The 20,868-nt window shown below is 62.8% G+C and carries 17 protein-coding genes; 12 read left to right on the top strand and 5 right to left on the bottom strand.

The window, feature by feature from the left end; translation table 11 throughout:
- Position 1: 1 nt before the first annotated feature.
- Both ACQ5DX_RS21810 and ACQ5DX_RS21805 read right to left on the bottom strand, forming a co-directional pair.
- The gene (locus ACQ5DX_RS21810; RefSeq protein WP_430334565.1) at positions 2–1,216 is read right to left on the bottom strand and encodes a CaiB/BaiF CoA transferase family protein; all 1,215 of its coding nucleotides are present in this window, start codon (positions 1,214–1,216) and stop codon (positions 2–4) included.
- Positions 1,213–2,388 carry an acyl-CoA dehydrogenase family protein gene (locus ACQ5DX_RS21805; RefSeq protein ID WP_430334564.1) on the bottom strand — a complete coding sequence of 392 codons (1,176 nt, stop codon included), beginning with the start codon at positions 2,386–2,388 and terminating at the stop codon, positions 1,213–1,215. The genes ACQ5DX_RS21810 and ACQ5DX_RS21805 overlap by 4 nt, the downstream gene beginning before the upstream one ends.
- Positions 2,389–2,477: 89 nt before the next feature.
- Between ACQ5DX_RS21805 and ACQ5DX_RS21800 the strand changes: the two genes are divergently transcribed.
- Positions 2,478–3,380: a LysR family transcriptional regulator gene (locus ACQ5DX_RS21800; protein WP_430334563.1), complete on the top strand. Its 903-nt coding sequence runs from the start codon at positions 2,478–2,480 to the stop codon at positions 3,378–3,380.
- A gap of 81 nt (positions 3,381–3,461) precedes the next feature.
- Here the strand turns inward: ACQ5DX_RS21800 and ACQ5DX_RS21795 are convergent, their stop codons facing one another.
- Positions 3,462–4,529 carry an alcohol dehydrogenase gene (locus tag ACQ5DX_RS21795; protein ID WP_430334562.1) on the bottom strand — a complete coding sequence of 356 codons (1,068 nt, stop codon included), beginning with the start codon at positions 4,527–4,529 and terminating at the stop codon, positions 3,462–3,464.
- Positions 4,530–4,773: 244 nt separating this feature from the next.
- On the opposite strand from ACQ5DX_RS21795, the gene ACQ5DX_RS21790 reads away from it, so the two are divergent.
- From ACQ5DX_RS21790 to ACQ5DX_RS21740, 11 genes are all read left to right on the top strand, one after another.
- Complete coding sequence (locus tag ACQ5DX_RS21790; protein WP_430334561.1) at positions 4,774–6,147, top strand: NAD-dependent succinate-semialdehyde dehydrogenase; 1,374 nt, start codon at positions 4,774–4,776, stop codon at positions 6,145–6,147.
- 209 nt (positions 6,148–6,356) lie between these two features.
- The gene (locus ACQ5DX_RS21785; RefSeq protein ID WP_430334560.1) at positions 6,357–7,253 is read left to right on the top strand and encodes an alpha/beta hydrolase; all 897 of its coding nucleotides are present in this window, start codon (positions 6,357–6,359) and stop codon (positions 7,251–7,253) included.
- 51 nt (positions 7,254–7,304) lie between these two features.
- The gene (locus ACQ5DX_RS21780; protein WP_430334559.1) at positions 7,305–8,933 is read left to right on the top strand and encodes a flavin-containing monooxygenase; all 1,629 of its coding nucleotides are present in this window, start codon (positions 7,305–7,307) and stop codon (positions 8,931–8,933) included.
- A gap of 573 nt (positions 8,934–9,506) precedes the next feature.
- Positions 9,507–9,797, top strand: coding sequence for a DUF485 domain-containing protein (locus ACQ5DX_RS21775; protein ID WP_430334558.1), 291 nt, complete (start codon positions 9,507–9,509; stop codon positions 9,795–9,797).
- A complete protein-coding gene (locus tag ACQ5DX_RS21770; RefSeq protein ID WP_430334557.1) occupies positions 9,790–11,376 on the top strand; it encodes a solute symporter family protein in 1,587 nt (528 codons plus the stop codon). The genes ACQ5DX_RS21775 and ACQ5DX_RS21770 overlap by 8 nt, the downstream gene beginning before the upstream one ends.
- A 110-nt stretch (positions 11,377–11,486) precedes the next feature.
- Complete coding sequence (locus tag ACQ5DX_RS21765; RefSeq protein ID WP_430334556.1) at positions 11,487–12,647, top strand: acyl-CoA dehydrogenase family protein; 1,161 nt, start codon at positions 11,487–11,489, stop codon at positions 12,645–12,647.
- 73 nt (positions 12,648–12,720) lie between these two features.
- Positions 12,721–13,218 carry a MaoC/PaaZ C-terminal domain-containing protein gene (locus tag ACQ5DX_RS21760; RefSeq protein ID WP_430334555.1) on the top strand — a complete coding sequence of 166 codons (498 nt, stop codon included), beginning with the start codon at positions 12,721–12,723 and terminating at the stop codon, positions 13,216–13,218.
- Positions 13,219–13,289: 71 nt separating this feature from the next.
- Positions 13,290–14,468, top strand: coding sequence for a thiolase C-terminal domain-containing protein (locus tag ACQ5DX_RS21755; protein ID WP_430334554.1), 1,179 nt, complete (start codon positions 13,290–13,292; stop codon positions 14,466–14,468).
- Between the two features lie 11 nt (positions 14,469–14,479).
- Positions 14,480–14,929 carry a Zn-ribbon domain-containing OB-fold protein gene (locus ACQ5DX_RS21750; protein ID WP_430334553.1) on the top strand — a complete coding sequence of 150 codons (450 nt, stop codon included), beginning with the start codon at positions 14,480–14,482 and terminating at the stop codon, positions 14,927–14,929.
- Between the two features lie 138 nt (positions 14,930–15,067).
- Complete coding sequence (locus ACQ5DX_RS21745) at positions 15,068–16,768, top strand: class I adenylate-forming enzyme family protein (protein WP_430334552.1); 1,701 nt, start codon at positions 15,068–15,070, stop codon at positions 16,766–16,768.
- Between the two features lie 460 nt (positions 16,769–17,228).
- Entirely contained in the window at positions 17,229–19,073 is a 1,845-nt protein-coding gene (locus ACQ5DX_RS21740) for a sigma-54-dependent Fis family transcriptional regulator (RefSeq protein WP_430334551.1), read from the top strand.
- Between the two features lie 66 nt (positions 19,074–19,139).
- Here ACQ5DX_RS21740 and ACQ5DX_RS21735 read toward each other — a convergent pair whose 3' ends face one another.
- Both ACQ5DX_RS21735 and ACQ5DX_RS21730 read right to left on the bottom strand, forming a co-directional pair.
- The gene (locus ACQ5DX_RS21735; protein ID WP_430334550.1) at positions 19,140–19,718 is read right to left on the bottom strand and encodes a TetR/AcrR family transcriptional regulator; all 579 of its coding nucleotides are present in this window, start codon (positions 19,716–19,718) and stop codon (positions 19,140–19,142) included.
- A 199-nt stretch (positions 19,719–19,917) separates the two neighbouring features.
- Positions 19,918–20,823, bottom strand: a complete 906-nt coding sequence (locus ACQ5DX_RS21730) for a nuclear transport factor 2 family protein (RefSeq protein ID WP_430334549.1) — start codon at positions 20,821–20,823, stop codon at positions 19,918–19,920.
- Positions 20,824–20,868 lie beyond the last annotated feature (45 nt).

Genomic DNA, 20,868 nt, shown 5'->3' with positions numbered 1-20,868 from the left:
GTCAGCGGTTCTGTACCGTTTGGTAGTTCTCGGCCTGGAGTGCGTCGCCGCGACCGATCAGGGCGTTGGTGGCATCTGTGTCCAGTCCGGATTCGACCAGCAGCGCGCAAGTGTGCTGGCCGAGCGCTGGCACATCTCCCATCCGCGCTTCGACATCCGTGAAAGTTGCCGGCGGGAGCAAGGCGTCGACGTCGGCGTGTTCGGTTCCGATCGTTCGCCAGCGGTCACGCGCGCGCAGTTGCGGGTGATCGACGACCTGATCGAGTTTCTTGATCTGCGCAGCGGGGATTCCCGCGGCGGCGAGCTTTGCATCCAAGTCGGCGGTGGACCACTGGACGGTGCCCGACGCGACAATTGCGTCGCATTCGGATCGGTGCTGGACCCGCTGCATATTGGTGGCAAATCGGGGATCGTCGGCGAGTTCGGGCATCCCGAGCACGTCGGTGACCAGTGCGCGCCACCCCCGGTCGGTCTGAATACCGATCAACACTTGGCCGTCGCTGGTCGGGAACGCATCGTATGGCGCAATCGAGCTGTGGCTCAACCCCATACGCGGCGGCTGGCTTCCGGTGTGCATCTGCGTGTACATCGCGTGCCCCATCCATTCCACCGTGGCCTCGAGCATCGAGACCTCGATGGTGGCGCCTTCGCCGCTACGCCAGCGGCGTAGCAGTGCGGCCAGGATCGACTGTGCGCAATACACGCCCGAGGCGATGTCCGCGCACGGAATACCGGTCTTCACAGCGGTTTCAGGAGTGCCGGTGATCGAGATCAGGCCGGCTTCCGCTTGGATCAGCATGTCGTAGGCCTTGCGCTGTTCCAGTGGTCCACCGCTTCCGAATCCCGACAGGTTCACCACGATCAGTTCGGGATGGTTCGATCGCAGTTCTCGGGCTCCGAACCCTAGCCGTTCTGCTGCTCCAGGAGCGAGGTTCTGTACGAAGACGTCCGCCTGGTCGACGAGTCGGCGGACGGCGTCGCGGCCGGCGCTGCTCTTGAGATCGACTGCGAGAGACTCTTTGCCCCGGTTGAGCCACACGAAGTGTGCCCCGGTGCCGTGGACCACGTGATCGTAGCCCCGCGCCAGGTCCCCGCCGTCCACCCGCTCGACCTTGACGACTCGGGCGCCGAGATCGGCGAGGTGACGCGTGGCGAGGGGTGCGGCCACCGCTTGTTCGAGAGCGACGACGGTAACGCCGTCGAGCGGGAGGGTCATCGGACTGTCCGCTGCGCGGATCGGACGAGCCCGCCGCCGATGATCAGGCGCTGGATCTCACTGGTGCCCTCGTACAGTCGCAGCAATCGGACGTCGCGGTAGATCCGCTCGACCGCAGTCTCCCGCATGTAGCCGCTCCCGCCGTGCACCTGTACCGCCAGATCGGCAACCTTGCCGACCATCTCCGTGCAGTACAGCTTCGCGACCGACGGGGCGATTCTCCGGTCCTCACCCGACACCCACTTCGCGGCTGCGTCGCGTACCAGGGCGCGGCCGGCCATCACCCCGGTCTGCTGGTCTGCGAGCATTGCCTGCACCAACTGGAAGTTCCCGATCGGCGTCCCTCCCTGCGTCATGGTCGCGGCACAGGTGACGGACTCGTCGAGTGCGCGTTGCGCCTGCCCGACCGCCAGGGCGGCGATGTGCACACGACCCCGGGCGAGCGAGGTCATCGCTGCCCGATATCCGACGTCCTCGCTGCCGCCGACGAGGGCGGATGCGGGCACCCGTACGTCGCTGAAGTGGACGTCCGCCGTCCAGGAACCTTCCTGACCCATCTTGTGGTCCTTGTTTCCGACCGAGACCCCCGGTGCGTTTGCGGGCACGAGGAACACCGCGATGCCTGTGCCGCTGGAGTCGGCAGGGCGGGTCCGCGCGAACACCACGAACAGGTTCGCCAGGGGAGCATTGGTAATGAATCGCTTCTCCCCGTCGATGATCCAGTCGTCTCCCTCGCGCACGGCCTTCGTGCGCAGCCCTGCGGGGTTCGATCCGGCGCCGGGCTCGGTCAGAGCGAAGGAGGCGACCACGTCGCCAGAGGCGATTTCGTCGAGCCATCGGGCCTTCTGGTCGTCGGTGCCGAACCCGACCAGAACCTGGCCGGCGATTCCGTTGTTGGTACCGAACATGGAGCGTAGCGACAACGCCGTGTAGCCGAGTTCCATTGCCAGCTCGACATCTTGGGCGAGGTCGAGCCCGAGGCCGCCCCACTGCTGCGGGATCGCGTAGCCGAACAGGCCCATCTCTTTGGCTATGTTGCGGATGTCGTCGGGGATCGCGTTGGTGTCGGCGATTTCCCGCTCGCGCGGCACCACCACACCGCGCACGAATCCGCGGACCTGCTTGAGGATCTCGGCGAAGACGTCATCGGGAACGTCGGGATTGGTGTCCATGGGATCACTATCGCTCAGCATATTATGATCAGTCCAATACCTAATGTGAGATGCTGTGATACCAGGTCTGTATTAGTGGAGGTGCGAGTGTGGATGTGGACGAACTGCGGTCCTTCCTGGCGGTAGCCGAGGAGCTGCATTTCCGGCGCGCCGCGGAGAAGTTGCATGTTGCACAGCCGCCGCTCAGTCGAACGATCAAGCAACTCGAACGCGAGCTCGGGACAGTGCTTTTCGAACGAAGCACTCGGTCGGTGAAGCTCACAGCGAGCGGTGAAGCGCTCGTCGGTCCGGCCAAGGAGGTTCTCGCGGCAGTACGCCGCGCCGAGGCAGCGGTGCGCGCTGCCGACGGTGGAGAGGTCGGCCTGGTCCGAATAGCCTTCGCCGGCGTGTCGACTCACCGCCTGGTCGCCAGGCTCGCGAGAGTGGTTCGGTCCCAACGACCGGGGATCCAGCTCGAATTGTCCAGCCAGAATTTTGCCCAGCCGGCGATGAAACGACTCGTCCAGGGAGACACGGATCTCGCCTTGGGGCGTTGGGATGTCATTCCTGCCGACGTTTCGGCGGAGGTGGTGATGCGGGATTCCCTCGTGGTGGCGTTGCCTGCCACTCATTCCCTGGCGGCTGCTCGCCGAGCAGCGATTGCGCAGTTCGCCGACGAGTGTTTCGTGTCGCTTCCGCCACACGAGGGTGCGGTTCTTCCCGATCGACTCCGACTTCTTGCTCACACCAAAGGGTTTGTTGCTGATGTCGTCCAGGTAGCTCCGGACACACAGACGGCGTTGGCGCTTGTCAGCGCCGAGGTCGGTTGCCATCTGACGCTGGCGTCCGTGGCGCAGAACGTGACCGACCCCCACGTCGTGTTCGTTGCTCTCGACGAGACCACACCCGATGTCGATCTACGGGTCGCGTGGCGGCGGGAGGACGCCAATCCCGCACTCCACGCCGTGCTCTCCGTGGTGAGCGGGTTCGGGGACGACGTCGCGGGCTCCTGACAGGGGCGACACACAAGAACCTCCGGCCGGATGTAGGCCACAGCCACCCCGACCGGAGGTTCTTCCGGATTCCGACGGCTTCTACGCGGAAGGGCGATCCCGGAGCACGATCCTTCCAGGCACGCCTCCCTGTACAAGCCTGTCCAGCGCTGCGTTGACCGAGGGTGCGTCCAGGTCGTGCTCGAGGATCGGAATAGTGGGCAGTGCACCAGCTTTCGTCAGATCAACGAGCGCGCGAAGCTCTCCGAGTGTTCCGACGAAGCTTCCGCTGAGCTCTAGCATCTTCAGCGCCATCAGTGCGGTTGGCACCAGGAGCTCGCCGCCGAACAGGCCGACCTGCACCAGCTTTCCGCCCTTGCGCAGCGAGTCGAAGGCCGCGGCTCCGGTATCGCCATTGTTGACGAAATCGATGACTGCAGTGACCGGGCCACCACATGCTTCGACAATCTGCTTGGCCACGGACTTACTCGATTGGACAGTCTTGGTGGCACCCAGCTCGACAGCGATCTGCAGATTCTGTTCGGATACGTCGACGGCACAGATTTCTTCGTGGCCTAGTGCCTTCAGGGTGGCGATGGCGGTGAGGCCGACCCCGCCGGCGCCGATGACGACAATCGGCTCCTCGGCCGGTAGAGGGAGGACCTTGTTGACTGCGCTGTAGGCCGTCAACCCCGAGCACGCAAGGGTGGCCGCCCACGATGTGTCGAGCCCGGTGATATCGATCAGGTACTTCGCATCGGGAACTACGATGTGGTCGGCGTATCCACCGGGCCGTCCCACCCCGAGATTCTGTCCGTTCGGGCAATAGTTGTCCCGGTCTGCCAGGCAGTGGTGGCATTTCCCGCAGCCGATCCAGGGGTATACGAGTCGCACGTTGCCGACCTCGACCCCGCGGACGTTGTCTCCGACCTGCTCGACCACACCGACCACCTCGTGACCCATGACGAGTGGATAGCGGATCCCGCGGTCGGTCAAGCGCATCTTGCCTCGGCTTCCCAGGTCGTACCCGCCCTCACGCAGATGCGTGTCGGTATGACAGACCCCGGAACGGATCACCTTCAACAGCACCTCGTCGCCCATCGGCCGGGGTGTCGGCAGGTCGAGCTCCGTGACAGATGAACCTTCTTCGGCAATAGCGAATGCACGCATCTCTCGCTCCTTCGAGTGTGCGACCCGGACGTGCCCCGCGTGTGCAACGCGCGGACCTGCAGTGGAATCCGTTGGCCGGGACGTCGGACGGTCGGAATGTCACCCCATGGTGGTCGACGGCCCGCGCCCTCGGTTGTTCCACTTCGGAACAACCAACGCGGTCACCAGTGGCCGAATGTAGAGCGGTCAGCACGCCCGAGGCGCTGCTGGCGGTGGCCAAGTGCATGAGTGAATCGAGGAACTGATGAGTAACTACGTCACCACGAATCCTGTGACCGGTGAGTGCCTGCGCGAGTTCGCTCGAGCGACCGACGACGAGATCGCCGCTGCGGTAGCCAGTTCCGATGCGGCGTACCGGCAGTGGCGTGCGACGTCGCTGCAGGAGCGTTCCGACACGCTCCGCGCCGTGGCGAAGGTGTGGCGTGAACGTACCGACGAGCTCGCCTCGATCGTGACCATGGAGATGGGCAAGCCGATCGCCCAGGCCCGCGGTGAGGTGGCGTTGTGCGCCAACATCTTTGACTACTATGCCGAGAACGGCGAGACCTTCCTGGAGGAGGAGGTACTGCGAATCGCCGGCGGCGGTACGGCGGTGGTGCGGACGGAACCGATCGGTCCGCTCGTGGGGATCATGCCGTGGAACTATCCCTACTATCAGGTAGTGCGGTTCGCCGCGCCGAACCTGATGCTCGGCAACACGGTGATGATCAAGCATGCCTCCAACTGTCCGCAGGCAGCGCTGGTGATCGAAGCGCTGTTTGCTGAGGCCGGATCACCCGAAGGCGTGTACGTCAACGTCTTTGCCGACAACGCGCAGGTGGCAAAGATGATCGCCGATCCGCGGATTCAGGGTGTATCACTGACGGGGTCCGAGCGAGCCGGGTCGGCGGTCGGCGAGATCGCGGGCCGGCACATGAAGAAGGTCGTTCTCGAACTCGGCGGATCCGACCCGTTCCTGGTGCTCGACGACTCCGACCTGGATGCCACCGTTGCGGCGGCGGTCAGCAACCGGATGACCAACGGGGGGCAGGCTTGCACGGCGTCGAAGCGATTCATTGTGGTCGACGACGTCTACGAGAGGTTCCTCGACGCGTTCACGGAGGCGATGGGCCGGGTGGTGCCCGGCGATCCGTCCGATCCGGCGACGGCGTTCGGGCCGCTGTCCTCATCCGGAGCGGTCGACGAGATCGCCGAGCAGGTGGAGGACGCGGTCGCCAAGGGCGCGCGACTGGTGACGGGCGGGCGTCGGGGCGGCCCGTCGGGTGCGTTCTATGACGCGACGGTGCTGGTTGATGTGACCCCGGAGATGCGCGCCTACAGCGAGGAGTTGTTCGGGCCCGTCGCGGTGGTCTACCGCGTCGCGTCGGAGGAGGAGGCGGTCGCTCTGGCCAACAAGTCCGCCTTCGGTCTCGGTGCCGCGATCTTCACTTCCGACCCCGAACAGGGCCGTCGTGTCGCCGAACGACTCGAGGTGGGCATGGCCTGGATCAACGGCACCAGCAAGAGCGCCCCGGATCTGCCGTTCGGGGGTGTCAAGCGCTCGGGCATCGGACGCGAGCTCGGCCGGTACGGGTTCGACGAGTTCTCCAACAAGAAGCTGATCAGGACCGTGCTCTGAAGTGCAGTTCGAGGTCGTCGTTCGGCGACTGATGCAGTCCCGCAATGCAATGCGCCGATCGGCGTTTCAGATCGGAACAACTACGCGCACCAATCCGGGCGCACAGTGAGTGCAGCCCAAGCGCTTCTCGCCGATCCGGCCCGAGAAGCGCCCCGAAGAATCGAACAGGAGAAATCGACATGTCGATCAGTTCCGAGATCCCGTCGAAGGTGAGCTCACCGGAATCGGACTTCCTCCGGGATCTCTACGCCGACTGGGATCAGATCCTCAACAGCACACCGGATCTGACGACTCGGCTGTTCCGCAGCATTTTCGACGAGTGGCACCAGCCGACCCGGGAGCCTGAGGAGGTCACCTACAAGGAAGACGTCATCGGTGGTGTTCCTGGTATCTGGGCGTTGCCGGTCGGTGCCGACCGATCCAAGGTCCTGCTGTACACCCACGGTGGCGGATTCTCGGTGGGGTCTGCGTCGAGCCATCGTAAGCTCGCTGGGCACGTCGCCAAAACCCTTGGCGCAACAGCTTTCGTTCTCGACTATCGGCGCGCACCGGAGCACCCCCACCCGGCTCAGGTCGAGGACGGCGTGGCCGTGTTCGAAGCGCTCGTCGATGCGGGGATCGATCCCGGCGACATCACGACCATCGGTGACTCGGCCGGCGGAAATCTCGCTGTGAGTATTCCGCTTGCGCTGCGAAAGCTGGGCCGTCCTGTGCCGGGACAGGTCATCGCCTTCTCACCGTGGCTCGACATGGAGAACAAGGGCGAAACCCTTGCCTCGAACAACGATACCGATGCCCTGATCACCGTGCCCCTGCTCGAAGGGATGATCGCCGGTGTTCTCGGCGATTCCGTGCGACCCGACGAACCCTTGGCAAACCCCCTCTACGCAGACTTCGCGGACTTCCCGCGCCTGTACATCAACGCCGGTTCCATCGAAGCGCTGCTCGACAACGCCACTCGGCTTGCCGACCGGGCGACGGCAGCAGGCGTCGACGTCATGCTGTCGGTCGTCGAGGGAATGCAGCACGTCTTTCCCTTCCTGGCCGGCCGTGCGCCCGAGGCCGACGAGGAAATCAACCGTATTGCCGAGTGGTACCGCAACTGACCCTCTGCCTGGTCACGCCTTCCGCTCTCCGCACCGCAAGGAGTTACACCCATGACTGACCCAGACGTCCGGAGCGACTATGACGCCATCGTCATCGGCGCCGGATTCGGCGGCATCTACATGCTGCACAAGCTCCGCAACGAACTCGGGCTCTCGGCCCGCGCCTTCGACAGGGCGGGAGGTGTCGGCGGGACTTGGTATTGGAACCGGTACCCCGGTGCGCTGTCCGACACCGAAGGATTCGTGTATCGCTATTCCTTCGACAAGGAACTGTTACAGGAATCGGAGTGGAAGACCCGGTACCTGAGGCAGCCGGAGATTCTGGCGTATCTGGAAGGCGTCGTCGACCGGTACGACCTGGCCCCGCACATCCAGCTGAACACCGGCATCGAATCCGCACACTTCGACGAGGCGTGCGGTGTATGGCGCGTCGGTACCGACACCGGTGAGACGTTCACGGCGAAGTACCTTGTCACGGCACTAGGGCTACTGTCGGCGACGAACCTGCCGAACATCAAGGGCAGGGACTTGTTCGAAGGCGAGCTGTACCACTCCGGAGCATGGCCCGAGCGCCACGACTTCACCGGCAAGCGGGTCGGCGTGATCGGAACCGGTTCCACCGGAATCCAACTCATCACCGCACTCGCGCCGCAGGTCGAACACCTGACGGTGTTCCAGCGGTCACCGCAGTACAGCGTCCCGGCAGGCAATGGGGCGCTAGCCGGCGAGGTCGTGGAGGCCCTCAAGGCCAACTACGACAAGATCTGGGACGATCTCCGTTCTTCGTCGGTCGCGTTCGGATTCAAGGAGAGCAGCGTCCCCGCGATGAGCGTGTCCGAGGAGGAACGCCGGAAGGTGTTCCAGGAATCGTGGGACATCGGCGGCGGATTCCGATTCATGTTCGGCACCTTCTGCGATGTCGCGACCGACCCGGCCGCGAATGCGGCTGCCGCAGAGTTCATCCGAAGCAAGATCACCGAGATCGTCGATGATCCCGAGACCGCCCGGAAGCTGACGCCGACCGACCTGTACGCGAAGCGCCCTATCTGCGACTCCGGCTACTATGCGACGTTCAATCGCAACAACGTCTCGCTCGTTTCCGTCAAGGAAACGCCGATCGTGGAAATGACGCCCAAGGGTATCCGGACCGAGGACGGGGTCGAGCACGAACTCGACGTGCTGGTGTTCGCAACCGGCTTCGATGCCGTCGACGGCAACTACACCCGTATGGACATCCGTGGCCGCGCAGGGGAGTCGATCAACGCGCACTGGCAGGGTGGACCCACCAGCTACCTCGGGGTCTCGACTACCGGCTTCCCCAACATGTTCATGATTCTCGGACCCAATGGTCCGTTCACCAACCTGCCGCCGAGCATCGAGGCTCAGGTCGAGTGGATCGCCGATCTGATCGGCAATGCAGAGAGCGGAACGGTACTCACGGTCGAACCCACCCGGGAAGCAGAAGATGCCTGGACGCAGACGTGTCGAGAAATCGCCGACGTAACGCTGTTCCCCAAGGCTCAGTCGTGGATCTTCGGTGCGAACATCCCCGGTAAGACCAACACGGTGATGTTCTACCTCGCTGGACTGGGCAACTATCGCACCACGCTCGCAGAGGTTGCCGCGAACGGCTACGAAGGCTTCGACATGCGGACCGAAGCACTCGTACAGCAGGCCTGACGAGGACTCACTCGCCGCCGGGCGGCTCGGCCGGCCATCGGGTTGTTTCCGGTGGCCGGCCGAGGTGAATGCGCTCGGCGTCGACGATCGATTCGCACGAACTCAAATACCGTGCGGTTGTGTAGGTTTCGCAAGAACCGAAGTGATCGGATGATAGATCCCATTCGTGGTCGATCTCTACACCTGTCACGACTTCCCGGGTCAATCTTCGCGGTTGCGCGGTTCTCGAGCAGCGCAAGCATCCTTCGAGCTACGGGCCGCGCTGACAAGACGCTCCGTAGCGTAAAAGTCCTCTATCGCAAAGAGATTCACCTACCAACCATATCGGGACACCCATAGACAAACGTACGACCGTTCGTCTAACGTATGTGACGACCGCTACACCGGCGATGCGATCGTTGGAGTCGCCAGCGTTCCCCACACGAGGTCCCGCCGAGTTGCCCCAGTGCACACGAAGAAGCGGTCCTCTGTGCCATCTCAGAACCTTCCCAAGAACGTGACACAAGAGGTGAACCATTGGTGCTTCCTAACGAGCCCACCGTCGACTGGAGTCGACTCTGGAGCAGTCCATCGATGCTCCGCCTACGCCGAGACCGCCGCAGCTTCTTCCTCTGTGCCTGGCCGATCTTCGCGGTCTTCTTCTGTTCGCTACTGGGCGTCACCGCTTTCGCGCCCGGCCTGACCGCGCAGCGACCCGTCCCGGGACTGAGCGTCGGACTGATCCTCGCGCTGTTCTACGTCGTCGTCGTCATGGTGCTGAGCGCCTGGTACGTACGTCGTGCCAGGAAGTGGGACGCGCTTGCAGCAGAAGCGCTTACGTTCGCCGGCGGCGAACCTGTCGAGGATGAGGTCGAACATGTCTGATGGTTTCAACACCACGGCTGTCGTGGTCAGTGTGCTGTTGCTGGCCACAACCTTCGTGGCCACGTACTTCGCTTCGCGCCGCACCCGCACCTCGGCCGAATTCTGGACTGCCGGCGGGGGGATCTCCGGCCGTAAGAACGGTATCGCTATCGCCGGTGACTTCCTTTCGTCGGCCTCCCTGCTCGGCTACGCCGGCCTGGCCTACATGTATGGGATGGATGGCATCATCTACGCCGTCTTCGCGTGTGGCATCTTCCTGATGGTGCTCTTCCTCATCGCCGAGAAGCTGCGCAACCTCGGGCGGTTCACCTTCGCGGACGCTTTGGCCACCCGATTGAACTCCGGCCCTGTGCGTGTGGTGTCCGCGATCTCCACGCTGTTCATCTGCGTCTTCTACCTCCTGGCCCAGATGGTGGCAGGTGGCGTCCTCATGGAGGCCTTGGCCGGCATCGACTTCTCGTGGGGCGTGGTGGTCGCGGCAGTACTGATGCTCAGCTACGTCCTCTTCGGCGGCATGCTTGCCACCACCTGGTTGCAGATCATCAAAGCCCTCTGCCTCATGGCCGTTGTAGCGCTGCTGGTGGTCCTCGTGCTCATTCGCATCGACCCCAACCCTCTCGCAGTCGTTGAGCAGGCCGTCCACCAGAGCGGATACGGTGACCGCTACCTGTCCAGCGGCAACTCGTTCGGTGGTGCCTGGAACATCGTGTCGATGGCGGTGGCAGTGACCTTGTCTGCTGTCGGTCTGCCGCACGTTCTGATGCGGTTCTTCACGGTTCCCGACGCTGTGCAGGCGCGCAAGTCGGCGGTCTGGGCCATCAGCCTGATCGGCGGATTCAACGTCCTCATCGCCTTCCTCGGTCTCGCCGCTCGTGCAGCGCTCGGTCAAGAGGGCGAAGCAGCCGCCGGAAAGGGCGGAAACCTGGCCTTGCCATCGCTCACCGTGTGGCTCGGTGGCGGTGACGGTTTCATGGCGGACCTGTTGCTTGCGCTCGTTGTGGCAGTCTCGATCGCGACCCTGCTCGCGGTATCCGCCGGACTGGTGCTCAGCGGGTCGAGCGCGATCGCACATGATCTCTGGGCGAAGACGTTCCACCGACCCGAAAAAGAAGAGATGACGGTCGGACGCATCGCAGCGGTGGCGTTGGTCATCGTCACCGTAGGGATCACGCTTGTCATCGGCGGCGCCCAGAACGTCACCTTCCTGGCGACGCTCGCCACCACTACCGCGGCCAGCGCAAACTTTCCGGTGCTCATGATGACTCTGCTGTGGCGGCGCATGCGTACCCTCGGTGCGGTCGTAGGCGCATTGTCCGGCCTGATCACGTCCCTCGCGCTGATTCTCACCGGGCCTCTCGTCTGGCCGAGTCTTGCTCCGCTGCTGTCCGATTCGCTGTCGACCACGGCCCCGTTCCCGCTGGCGTTCCCGATTCTGTTCTCGGTGCCGGCCGGATTCATCGGGTGCGTTGTCGGAAGCCTGATCAGCCGTGAAAGATCAGACGACGAGAAGTTCGATGAGCTACAGGTACGAGCGATCACCGGTGCCGGTTTGAATACCACTGAGACACTTGCGCATTGAGGTGCTGCGGGGTCGGGAAACGGCCGAGGTCTGATTCGAAGCCAGAGGATTCCGGCTCGAGACCGCCAATATTTTGAAACAAACAATCAACGGTCGAGGAGACGCGTAAAATGACCGGTCTAGTATTCGATTCGGCAGAGCATCAGCTCATTCGGGAATCGGTCGCGAAGATTGCCGCGAAATATGGGCCCGAGTACTATCTCAACCTTGCTCGTTCGGGTGGGAAACCTGAGGAGCTGTGGCGCGAACTTGGTGAGGCCGGGCTCCTGGGGGCACACATTCCGGAAGAGTTCGGAGGCGGCGGTGCGGGCCTCACCGAGTTGGTCGTGGTGATCGAGGAGCTGGCCGCCAACGGTATTCCGATGCTTCTGCCGATCATCTCGTCTGCCATCTGCGCATGCATCATCAAGGCGCACAGCGCGCAGGAGCAGAAGTCGGAGTGGCTGTCGGGGTTGGCATCCGGGCAGCGACGTATGGCTTTCGGTCTGACTGAGCCGAATTCGGGCTCCAACAGCCACAACGTCTCCACGACTGCACGCCGCAACGACGGCGGTTGGGCGATCAGCGGAAGCAAGTACTACATCTCGGCGGCTGACGAGGCTGAGGCGATCCTTGTTGTAGCACGAGATGCCGAAATGACCGAGGGCAATCGACCGCGGTTGTCGCTGTTCATTGTGCCGACCGATGCCCCGGGTTTGGTCCTGCAGCCACTGGATACCGTGCTCACGTCGACGGACAAGCAATTCACTGTCTTCATGGATAATGTGCAGGTCGACGGCGCTGCCATCATCGGAACCGCAGGTAATGGTCTTCGGCAGGTCTTCTCCGGCCTCAATCCGGAACGGATCACGGCTGCCGCGCTGAGCTCGGGAATTGGTCGATACGCAATTTCCAAGGCTCAGCGCTACGCACAGGAGCGGCAGGTTTGGTCGCAGCCGATCGGAGCGCACCAGGGCATCTCGCACCCGCTCGCGGAAGCGCATATCGCGGTGGAACTTGCCCGACTTGCCACTTATCGGAGCGCTGCCCTGTTCGATTCTGGCGAGGAAGCCGGCGAGTCCGCAAATATTGCGAAGTTCGCGGCGGCGGAGGCGTCGCTGAAGGCGCTCGACCAAGCGATCCAGGTCCATGGCGGAAACGGGCTCTCCAAGGAATACGGTCTTGCGGAGCTCTGGTTCACGGCCCGGCTCATGCGCACGGCGCCCGTGAGTCGTGAAATGGTGCTCAATTTCGTGGCGCAGACGAGCCTGGGCCTGCCCAGATCCTACTAATGCCGCAGGGCGCCGCGGAATTCGCGCAAATCGCCAGGCGTGATGACCATCTACGAACTTCAAGGGGTTCCCTATGACAATCAACAATGTCGAATCATCTGTCCGACAATTCAGGGGTCCAGACTTCTGGTGGGAGGATCTTCAGTCCGGAGACGTACTCCGCGGCTCCGGAATGACCATCACCGATGCACATCTGATCCAGTGGGCCGGGCTGACCGGCGACATCGTCTCGCTGCATCTCGACGACGAATACGCATCAGGAACTCAGTTCGGTGAGCGTATCGCGCACGGACCGCTGACGCTCGCTCTCGCTCTCGGACTGACCACTCAGACCGGGTACTTCAACAACGTGGTGGCCTTTCTCGGAATGGACGAGGTGCGCGCACTGCGCCCCGTTCTGATCGGCGACACTCTGCATCCCGAGGCCGAACTGATCGACGCTCGACTGTCGAAGAAGGGCGGCCAGGGAATATGGACGTTCGCTTATACCATGTTCAACCAGAGGAGTGAGCCGGTGATGGTTTTCAAGACCAGCCTCATGATTCGCTGTCGCCCAGTGACTGCAGACTGAACGATTTTCGATCGTCGGTTGTTTCGGATCTGGTGCGATTTCCAGGATCAAAGAGAAGGACGTTTAGAGGCATGGCTGGCACAATAACGGATCGGGCGTACATTGCCGGGGTCGGTGAAACAGAGTATGTTCGGGGAACGATAAAGACGGAACGGCAACTAATTCTCGAGGCGTCGATCGCTGCCTGCCGAGACGCAGGAATCGATACGTCGACGGTCGACGGCGTGGTGCTGGCGTGGAAGGACACTCCCACAAATGAGGACTTCATCGCCGCGCTCGGAATAAAGGATCTGCGTTTTCACTCACACGTTCACATGGGTGGCGCATCGCCCGTCGCAGCCATCGTTCAGGCAGCCGGCGCAGTGGCGGCAGGACTTGCTCGCCGCGTGATCGTGGCGACCGGTCACAACTTCTACTCGACATCCAATCGGCTCAGTTCCACCGATCAGTCGCCCGGCGGAGTCGGCAACGTGCCGGGCCCCGAGATCCGAAACAACTTGGAGAATCCGGTTGGCCTACTTGCGCCGATGCAGTGGTACAGCCTCCACGCCAACCGGTGGTTCTATGAGACCAAGGCGGATCCTCGCGCAATGGAGACCGTAGCGCTCACGACTCGGAAGCATGCTCACCTCAATGCCAAGGCTTATATGCGCGGTCGCGAACTCACCAGCGAGCAGTACTGGGCGTCCCCAATGCCTGTCAAGCCGTTTCACCTCTTCGACATCTGCCTGGAGACCGATGGTGCGGCGGCGGTTCTGGTTGTGTCGGCGGAGGAGGCTCGAGCGATTGGAGCCAGGGCAATCGCAATCGCCGGCGGAGCGGAAGGGCACGCCGACTCGCCCGATGATCTGTCCAGTCGCCCCGACATCCTGAATATGGGGATTACCAAGGCATCCGGACGAGCCTTCGAGATGGCCGGCGTCGGTCACCACGAAATCGACTTCGCCGAGATTTACGATTGCTTCACCTTCATCGTCCTCAGGCAGCTCGAAGAGATGGGATTCTGCGGGCGCGGGGAATCCCCGGATTTCGTCGCCAATGGACGAATAGGGCTCGGTGGCGACCTGCCGATCAACACGCATGGCGGGCTTCATTCCCAAGCTCATGTCCTCGGAATGAATCACGTCGTCGAGGCGGTGTCACAGTTGCGCGGCGAGGCTGGTGAAGCTCAAGTCGAAGGAGCTCACATCGGCCTCGTGACCGGATTCGGAGATTTCAGCGACGGATCAGTAGTGATTCTACACAATTAGGTTTGAATCAGATGTCAAAGAAGGTACAAGAAGTGGTTGATTCCATGATCGACGTCGGCGTGGCGGCTCCTCTGATGCCGGACAGCCCACTGTACGAAGACTATTTCCGAGGGTTGAGCGAGCGCCGGATCACTGTTCGCCAGTGCGATGATTGCAACACCCTTCAGTGGCCGCCGCGTGAAATTTGCGGTGCGTGCCAAGGTTCTTCGTTCGTTCCTGCCGACATGCCTCATGAAGGTGAGGTGTACACCTATTCGATCATGTATCGAGCATTCCATCCGGCGTTCACCGACTCTGTCCCGTACGGCGTCGTCGTGGTCGAACTGGCCGAGGGTGTCAGGATTATCGGGCGGTTCGTGGACTCGGATCCGGACAGTCTTGAATGCGGCCAGCGAATGGAAGTCGTTTTCGACGGCCTTGGCGATGGCAGCGGTTCGATCGCCTGGCGACATATTCGCTGAGTGGATCGCAGGGTGAACTCGTCTCGTGCGTACGCCCGAAAACTGGATGACCCCCTTTTTTGTGAGCTCAAATCCTGAACGTTCACATGCTCGCCGCGTTTTTGACGCTTCCATACCGCCCGAATGAGGAGAATTGTTGTGTCCAAGTCGCTGCAGGATCGACGCTCGGAGTTATTGAACAGGGTGCCATCCTGGGATCCGCTGACGCTGCATCAGTGGTTCGACAAGCTGTGCGAGCAGTTCGGCGACCGGCCCGTTCTGATTTCCGACGGCGTGGAACTGTCCTACGATCACGTCAGACGAGAATCGCTGGATCTGGCGCGAGGGCTGGTCGAGCTAGGTGTGTCGCACGGTGACCGGGTCTCGTTCCTGTTGGCGAACTTCCCTGAATATCTCCCGCTGCGGATCGCGGTTTCGCGTGTGGGCGCGATTGCCGTTCCTCTGAACTTTCTCTACCGCGAGACCGAGCTCGAGTATGTGCTCGGACAATCTCGGACCAACGTTCTGGTGACGATGTCCGAGTTCTCGGGAATCGATTACTTGTCGATGCTCGATGCCATCGCCCCCGGATGGTCCGAGGGCCGGCAGACGGCATTTCCAGACTTGCGCGAGGTGGTGGTCTTTCGGACTGGCGCACCGGTGCGTTCCGGGGCCAGGACGCTCGAGGATCTCGCGACCAGTGGCCGCAGTGCAGGTCCGCGCGCTGTATTTCCGGAGGTCTCTCCCCAGGACCTCAGCGACATGTTCTATACCTCGGGTACGACTGGCAGCCCGAAGGGTGTTCTCAACACTCACGACGGGATGTTGCGTAGTTCATTCGCTTCGGCGCTGACTCGTGGCATGGGAGAAGGGTGGAAGACACTGTTCTCGCTGCCCTTGTATCACACGTTCGCCTATACCGAAGGCGTTCTCGCACCCATGTGGGTCGGCGGTTCGATCGTTCCGCGGGTGAAGTTCGACGCGGAGGACTATCTCGCCGGCATCGAACGGTTCGAAGCGACCGAGATCCTTGCGGTGCCCACGATGATGGTGGCGATTCTGGAAGCCGCCCGGCGGACTGCCCATGATTTGTCGTCGCTCGTTTCGGTGATGTCGGCGTCGGCAGCGGCGCCGGCATGGGTGTGGGAGAGAACGAAGGAGCTGCTGGGGAACCCCTACATCGTCACCGCGTGGGGAATGACGGAGACGAGCGCCAGTTGCACCATGACCCACCCAGAAGATCCCATTGATGTCCATTCGACGACAGTGGGTGCCCCCAAGCTCGCTGGACCGGCAGCCGACGAGAGGGGGCAGCTCTTCCACGTCGCCACAGCCGACCCGGTCACTGGCGAACTGCTCCCCGCCGGAACGACAGGTGAACTTCTCGTCTCATCAGCTTCAGTGACGGTCGGGTACTGGGAGAAGCCGGAAGAGACCTCGAAGGTTGTGCGAGAGGGCTGGCTGCATACCGGTGACATCGCTCGCGTCGATGCTAGCGGTCGAGTCGTGCTCACCGGTCGCGCGAAGGAACTGTACAAGAGCGGTGGCGAATTGATCATGCCGAAGGAGGTCGAAGAGCTCATTACCAAGATTCCGGGGGTGAGCCAGGCCTTCGCCATCGGCATACCGGACGAGTTCTGGGGCGAAGCCGGCTGTGCAGTGGTTGTGACCGAGCCTGGTGTCGAGCTGTCTGTAGAAGAGATTCTGGAACCCTGCCGCCTCGGCCTCGCCAAGTTCAAGGTGCCCAAGAAGGTTGTGTTCATGGAAGCCGACGAGTTGCCTACGACGCCGACAGGAAAGATTCAGAAGTACCGTCTCGTCGAGCTGGTGAAGGACGGTACTGCTACCGGTATCGGTTGAGATTCGCACATGATGGCGCTTGTGCTACAAGGAAATTGAACGATACTTGCGCTATCCGGTTTCATGGCGGGCGTTCTCCCATCGGGGGAGAACGCCCGCCATGCAGAGCGATGCTGTGCGGGAAGCCTTGTCTCTGCATGGCGAAACGCGATGCACGTTCGGCGGAGGGGACGGAACGTGCAGGCTCGGCCGACGTTGTGTAGCCGGACTCGCCGGCGAGCGGGCCACTCCCGACGTCTTCGGTCCACGCACGACCGTATCGGCGTGGCGCCGGATGGCAGCGCATCGTCTTGTATCCAAAGTCCTTGCGCAGGCGAACTGGCAGGGGTACTTTCAGGCGAGCGAGCGTTCGTTTGTCGCGTGGAACCGGTGATGTTGCTCGGCTGTCGGTAGGCAGGAGCGTCGGTCGAACGCGACGAAACGTGGCGGCGGAGGATTGTTCGTAGTCGAAGGGCGATCAATGGGCAGTTGTAGTGATGGGAATCCCCCCGGAGGCATTCTGTTCAGCCAGGGTCAGATTGACCAGGGCCGTGTTCTTCGCGCGAAAGAGGAGCTGCTCGCCAAGGGGCTGCTCGACGCGTCGGTGCGGCAGTCGGGCGTACGTGAGGTCATAGACCGGAGCTGGCGGCGGTGTGTCGGGGAATCGGTGCCTGCCCGACTGACGCCGGCGCCGTACCAGGGCGGGATCGTCGCCGGTTCCGCTCTTCAGGAGGCGGCAGTACCCGTGCTCTCGCGGCTTGCCGAGCACATGTCCGACGTTCCGGTGGCTATGTTCCTCTGCGATGACACGGGGAACATACTGATCCGCAAGGCTGACGAGCCGCGCCAGCGTACCCAGCTCGACAAGGTATCCGCGGTCGAGGGATTCGACTTCTCCGAGAGGGCGATCGGGACGAACGGCCTCGGAACAGTCCTCGCCGAACGCCGTCCCCTCCTGGTCCAGGGCAATGAGCATTTCAACGAGACGCTGGCGCCGCTCACCTGTTCGGGCACACCGGTTTTCGAACCCTTCACCGGCCGTTTGCTCGGGGTGTTCTCGATCGCTTCCAAGACCGAGGACGCCAACCCGCTGATGCACGCGGTCACCGTTGATGTCGGAAGGCAGATCGAGAGCAATCTCAACGCGATGCTCGGCGGCCACGAACGAGCCCTCATCCAGTCCTATCTGCGTGCGGACCGGACCAAACGAGATCCGGTGGTTGTCGTCAACGAGCGGACCGTATTCGCCAACACTGCCGGGCTGTCATACCTGAACCCCGAATCCCACGCGATGCTGTGGATCTACCTCAATGAGCACGCTCCGATCAGCGGAGTGCACCGGACACGGGTGCCGCTGTCATCGGGTTGGCACGATGCAGAGATCGAGGCAGTCGAGGGTGGCCCCGAAACCGGTTCTGCGTACACGATCCGCATCCTGCCCGAAAAAGACAGCAGCACAAGGACACCTCGACTACGGTCGAAGACTCCACGCACCAGAATTTCGCCGGCCGGCTCCCATCCGTCGCGTCCTGTCCATCCGGTGCCTGAAATCGACGAGCAACTCTCGCAAGTCGCCCGTCATCGGGAGCGTCTGGCTCTCGTCGGCGGAACGTGCACTGGAAAGCTACACACCGCCCTGGCCTTCCTGCGTACTCACTTCGGTCAGAGCGACCCACTCGTGCTCGACGTCGCGATGTGGATGCCTGGCGAGGGGCAGGCCCGGTTGGTTGCGGCAGTGGAGGCCCTCGACACCGGCCGTGCTGTCGTCCTGCGGCACTTACAGGATCTCGAGCCTGCCGACGTCAACCGGGTCAAGGCGCTCGCCCGCCGATCGAGCACCAGCGTGCCGCTCGTTGCAACCGTCGACATCGACGATGCGCCCGAGCACGTGAGCGCACTGGCCAGTCAACTGGGTACGGCCGTTCGGCTGCCCGCCCTCCGAGAGATCGCTGAGCACATCCCCGCTTTTGCCAAGGCAATCCTGGTGGGAATGGCTGGCCCCGAACGCAATACGCGGTTCTCGTCGGAGGCGCAGCAACTGTTGATCAGATCGCCTTGGCCCGGCAATCTCGCGGAGTTGCGCTGCACTGTCGAGCTCCTTGCACGGCGCATGCCCGGACGGATCGTGCAACCTGCCGACCTTCCCACCAACATTCGGCAGGCTGGATCTCGGCAACGATGGACCATGATCGAAAGTGCCGAGCGCGATGCCATACTCCGGGCCCTCGAGCAGTACGGCGGCAATCGGAGCAAGGCCGCCGAAGCACTGGGCATCGGCCGAACGACGTTGTATCGAAAGATGCGCGCCCTACGCATAGACGCGTGAGCGCGCTCGGAGCCACGGCTGGCTCCGAATTCGGCCTGCCCATCACTTTCGGGTGGCAGGGCTGGGTCAGGAGTTGGGATCGACGCCGAGTTGCCGCAGTGCCATGGCGATGTAGGTGCTGACAGTATCGTCGAGAGACTTGGGCCCCCTCGACTTGTACCACGATGAGACGTGCGCTCCCTGGGCCAGGATCGAATAGACCTGCAGTTTGACGTCCAGGATGTCTGCGCCGGTCTCCTTCTCCAGATCTTTGACGAGCTTTCGGAGCAACTGCTCGTACTCGACACGCTTCGCGAGAACCTTCTCCAGGTCGTCACCGCCGAGTGAACGCAGTTCGGAGTTGCCGATGAATACCTCTCGCGCATGCTCGGCGTGGTACCGAATGTGGAAGTCGACAACCGCTTTGAATCGGTCCACTGCTCCGCCCTCGGTGCCGTCCAGTACGGCGTTCGCCGAGTCGAGGAGTTCGTCCATGACGGACAACATGATTTCGGCGAGCAGTTCTTCTTTGCTGCTGATGTGGTTGTAGAGGCTGCCGACCTGGATGCCGACGTCGCTGGCAATGGTGCGTAGCGAAGTGGCTTCGTATCCATGGGCGTAGAACAGGCGGACCGCAGCCTCGCGGATGGCGGCATTGGTGCGCATTCCACCCCTCGTTACCCGAGCCACTGTGTCCTTCCGGTGTACTGGACGGCATTTGCACTGGACGGCATGGAAGCAAGTTCGGCCGACGGCGTCTGAAACGATCGTACGTTAGTGGTTACCGGGGCATAGGCCCAAGATCCGTAGGAGCGTTCCAGGCCGTCGCCCGACGACACCTGACCTTCGAGTCAGCAGGCCCCGCTCACTCGGTGTCGGTCCGCAACCGGCTCAAGCGCATCGAGCCGATCCGCCAACTGTCGTCGGTCTTGCGGTACTCCTCGACGTAGTGCCCGTAGCCGTGCAGGCTGCGCAGTGCCGCACCGTCGGGCCACCAGAGCATGTCCTCCATCGCCCACACGCCGGTGGCGGTGGTGGGGGAGGTGAGGGTGATCTCGGGCGTGTGTCCGTGGTGAACGGTGGCGACGTTCTCGATGCTCGCGCGGAGGAACGGCATGTATTCCTCGACGGAACGGGTGATCCCGCCGCCGGTTTCGGTCATGTCGATCTCGACGTCGGCGGTGAACACGGCGGCGAGCCCGTTCCAGTCCTTGGTGTCCATGAGCCGGAAGTAGCGGGCCTTGAGGGCCTTGATCGCCTCGATGTCCGCGGCCGCGGCCGCGGCCGCGGTGCGCGGGTTCGCCGGCGAGCTGCCGGCGTCCCAGTCTCCGGGACCTGCGCCGAGGACCTCGATCTCGCCCTGCGTGCCGCGCATGTGCTTGGTGCGGTGGCTCATTCGCCACACGTCGTCGGTCAGCTGCCACTCGTCGTGGTAGTCACCCAGGGTCGAGAAGCTCAGGCCCTGCAGATCCCCGACACCGAGGTGCAGATCCGACACGTACGTCCTGCTGATGGCGGTGCCGGCGTCCAGGTCGACGTCGATCAGCATGTTGCCCAACAGGTGCTGGGTGGGTCCGCAGTCGTCGAGGAACGAGCGGATCGCGGCCTCCACCTCGCCCGGGCCGTGCAGGATTCCGGTCCCCAGGTCGGCGGTGGCGTCGGGCAGCATGATCGCATGCAGCACCGGCCAGTCCCGTTCGTCCATCGCGCGCGCGAAGCGGGTGACGCCGCGGGCGATCTCACGTTCGGCCAGCAGGATCTCGAGAGTCATCGGTGTTCCTTTCGTGGCTGTGGTGCGAATACGACTGTGGCTGCG

Source organism: Rhodococcus sp. ACT016 (assembly GCF_050477185.1).
Classification (GTDB): Bacteria; Actinomycetota; Actinomycetes; order Mycobacteriales; family Mycobacteriaceae; genus Prescottella.
The sequence above is the reverse complement of the archived record's forward strand: the minus strand, read 5'-3'. Positions and strand labels throughout refer to the sequence as shown.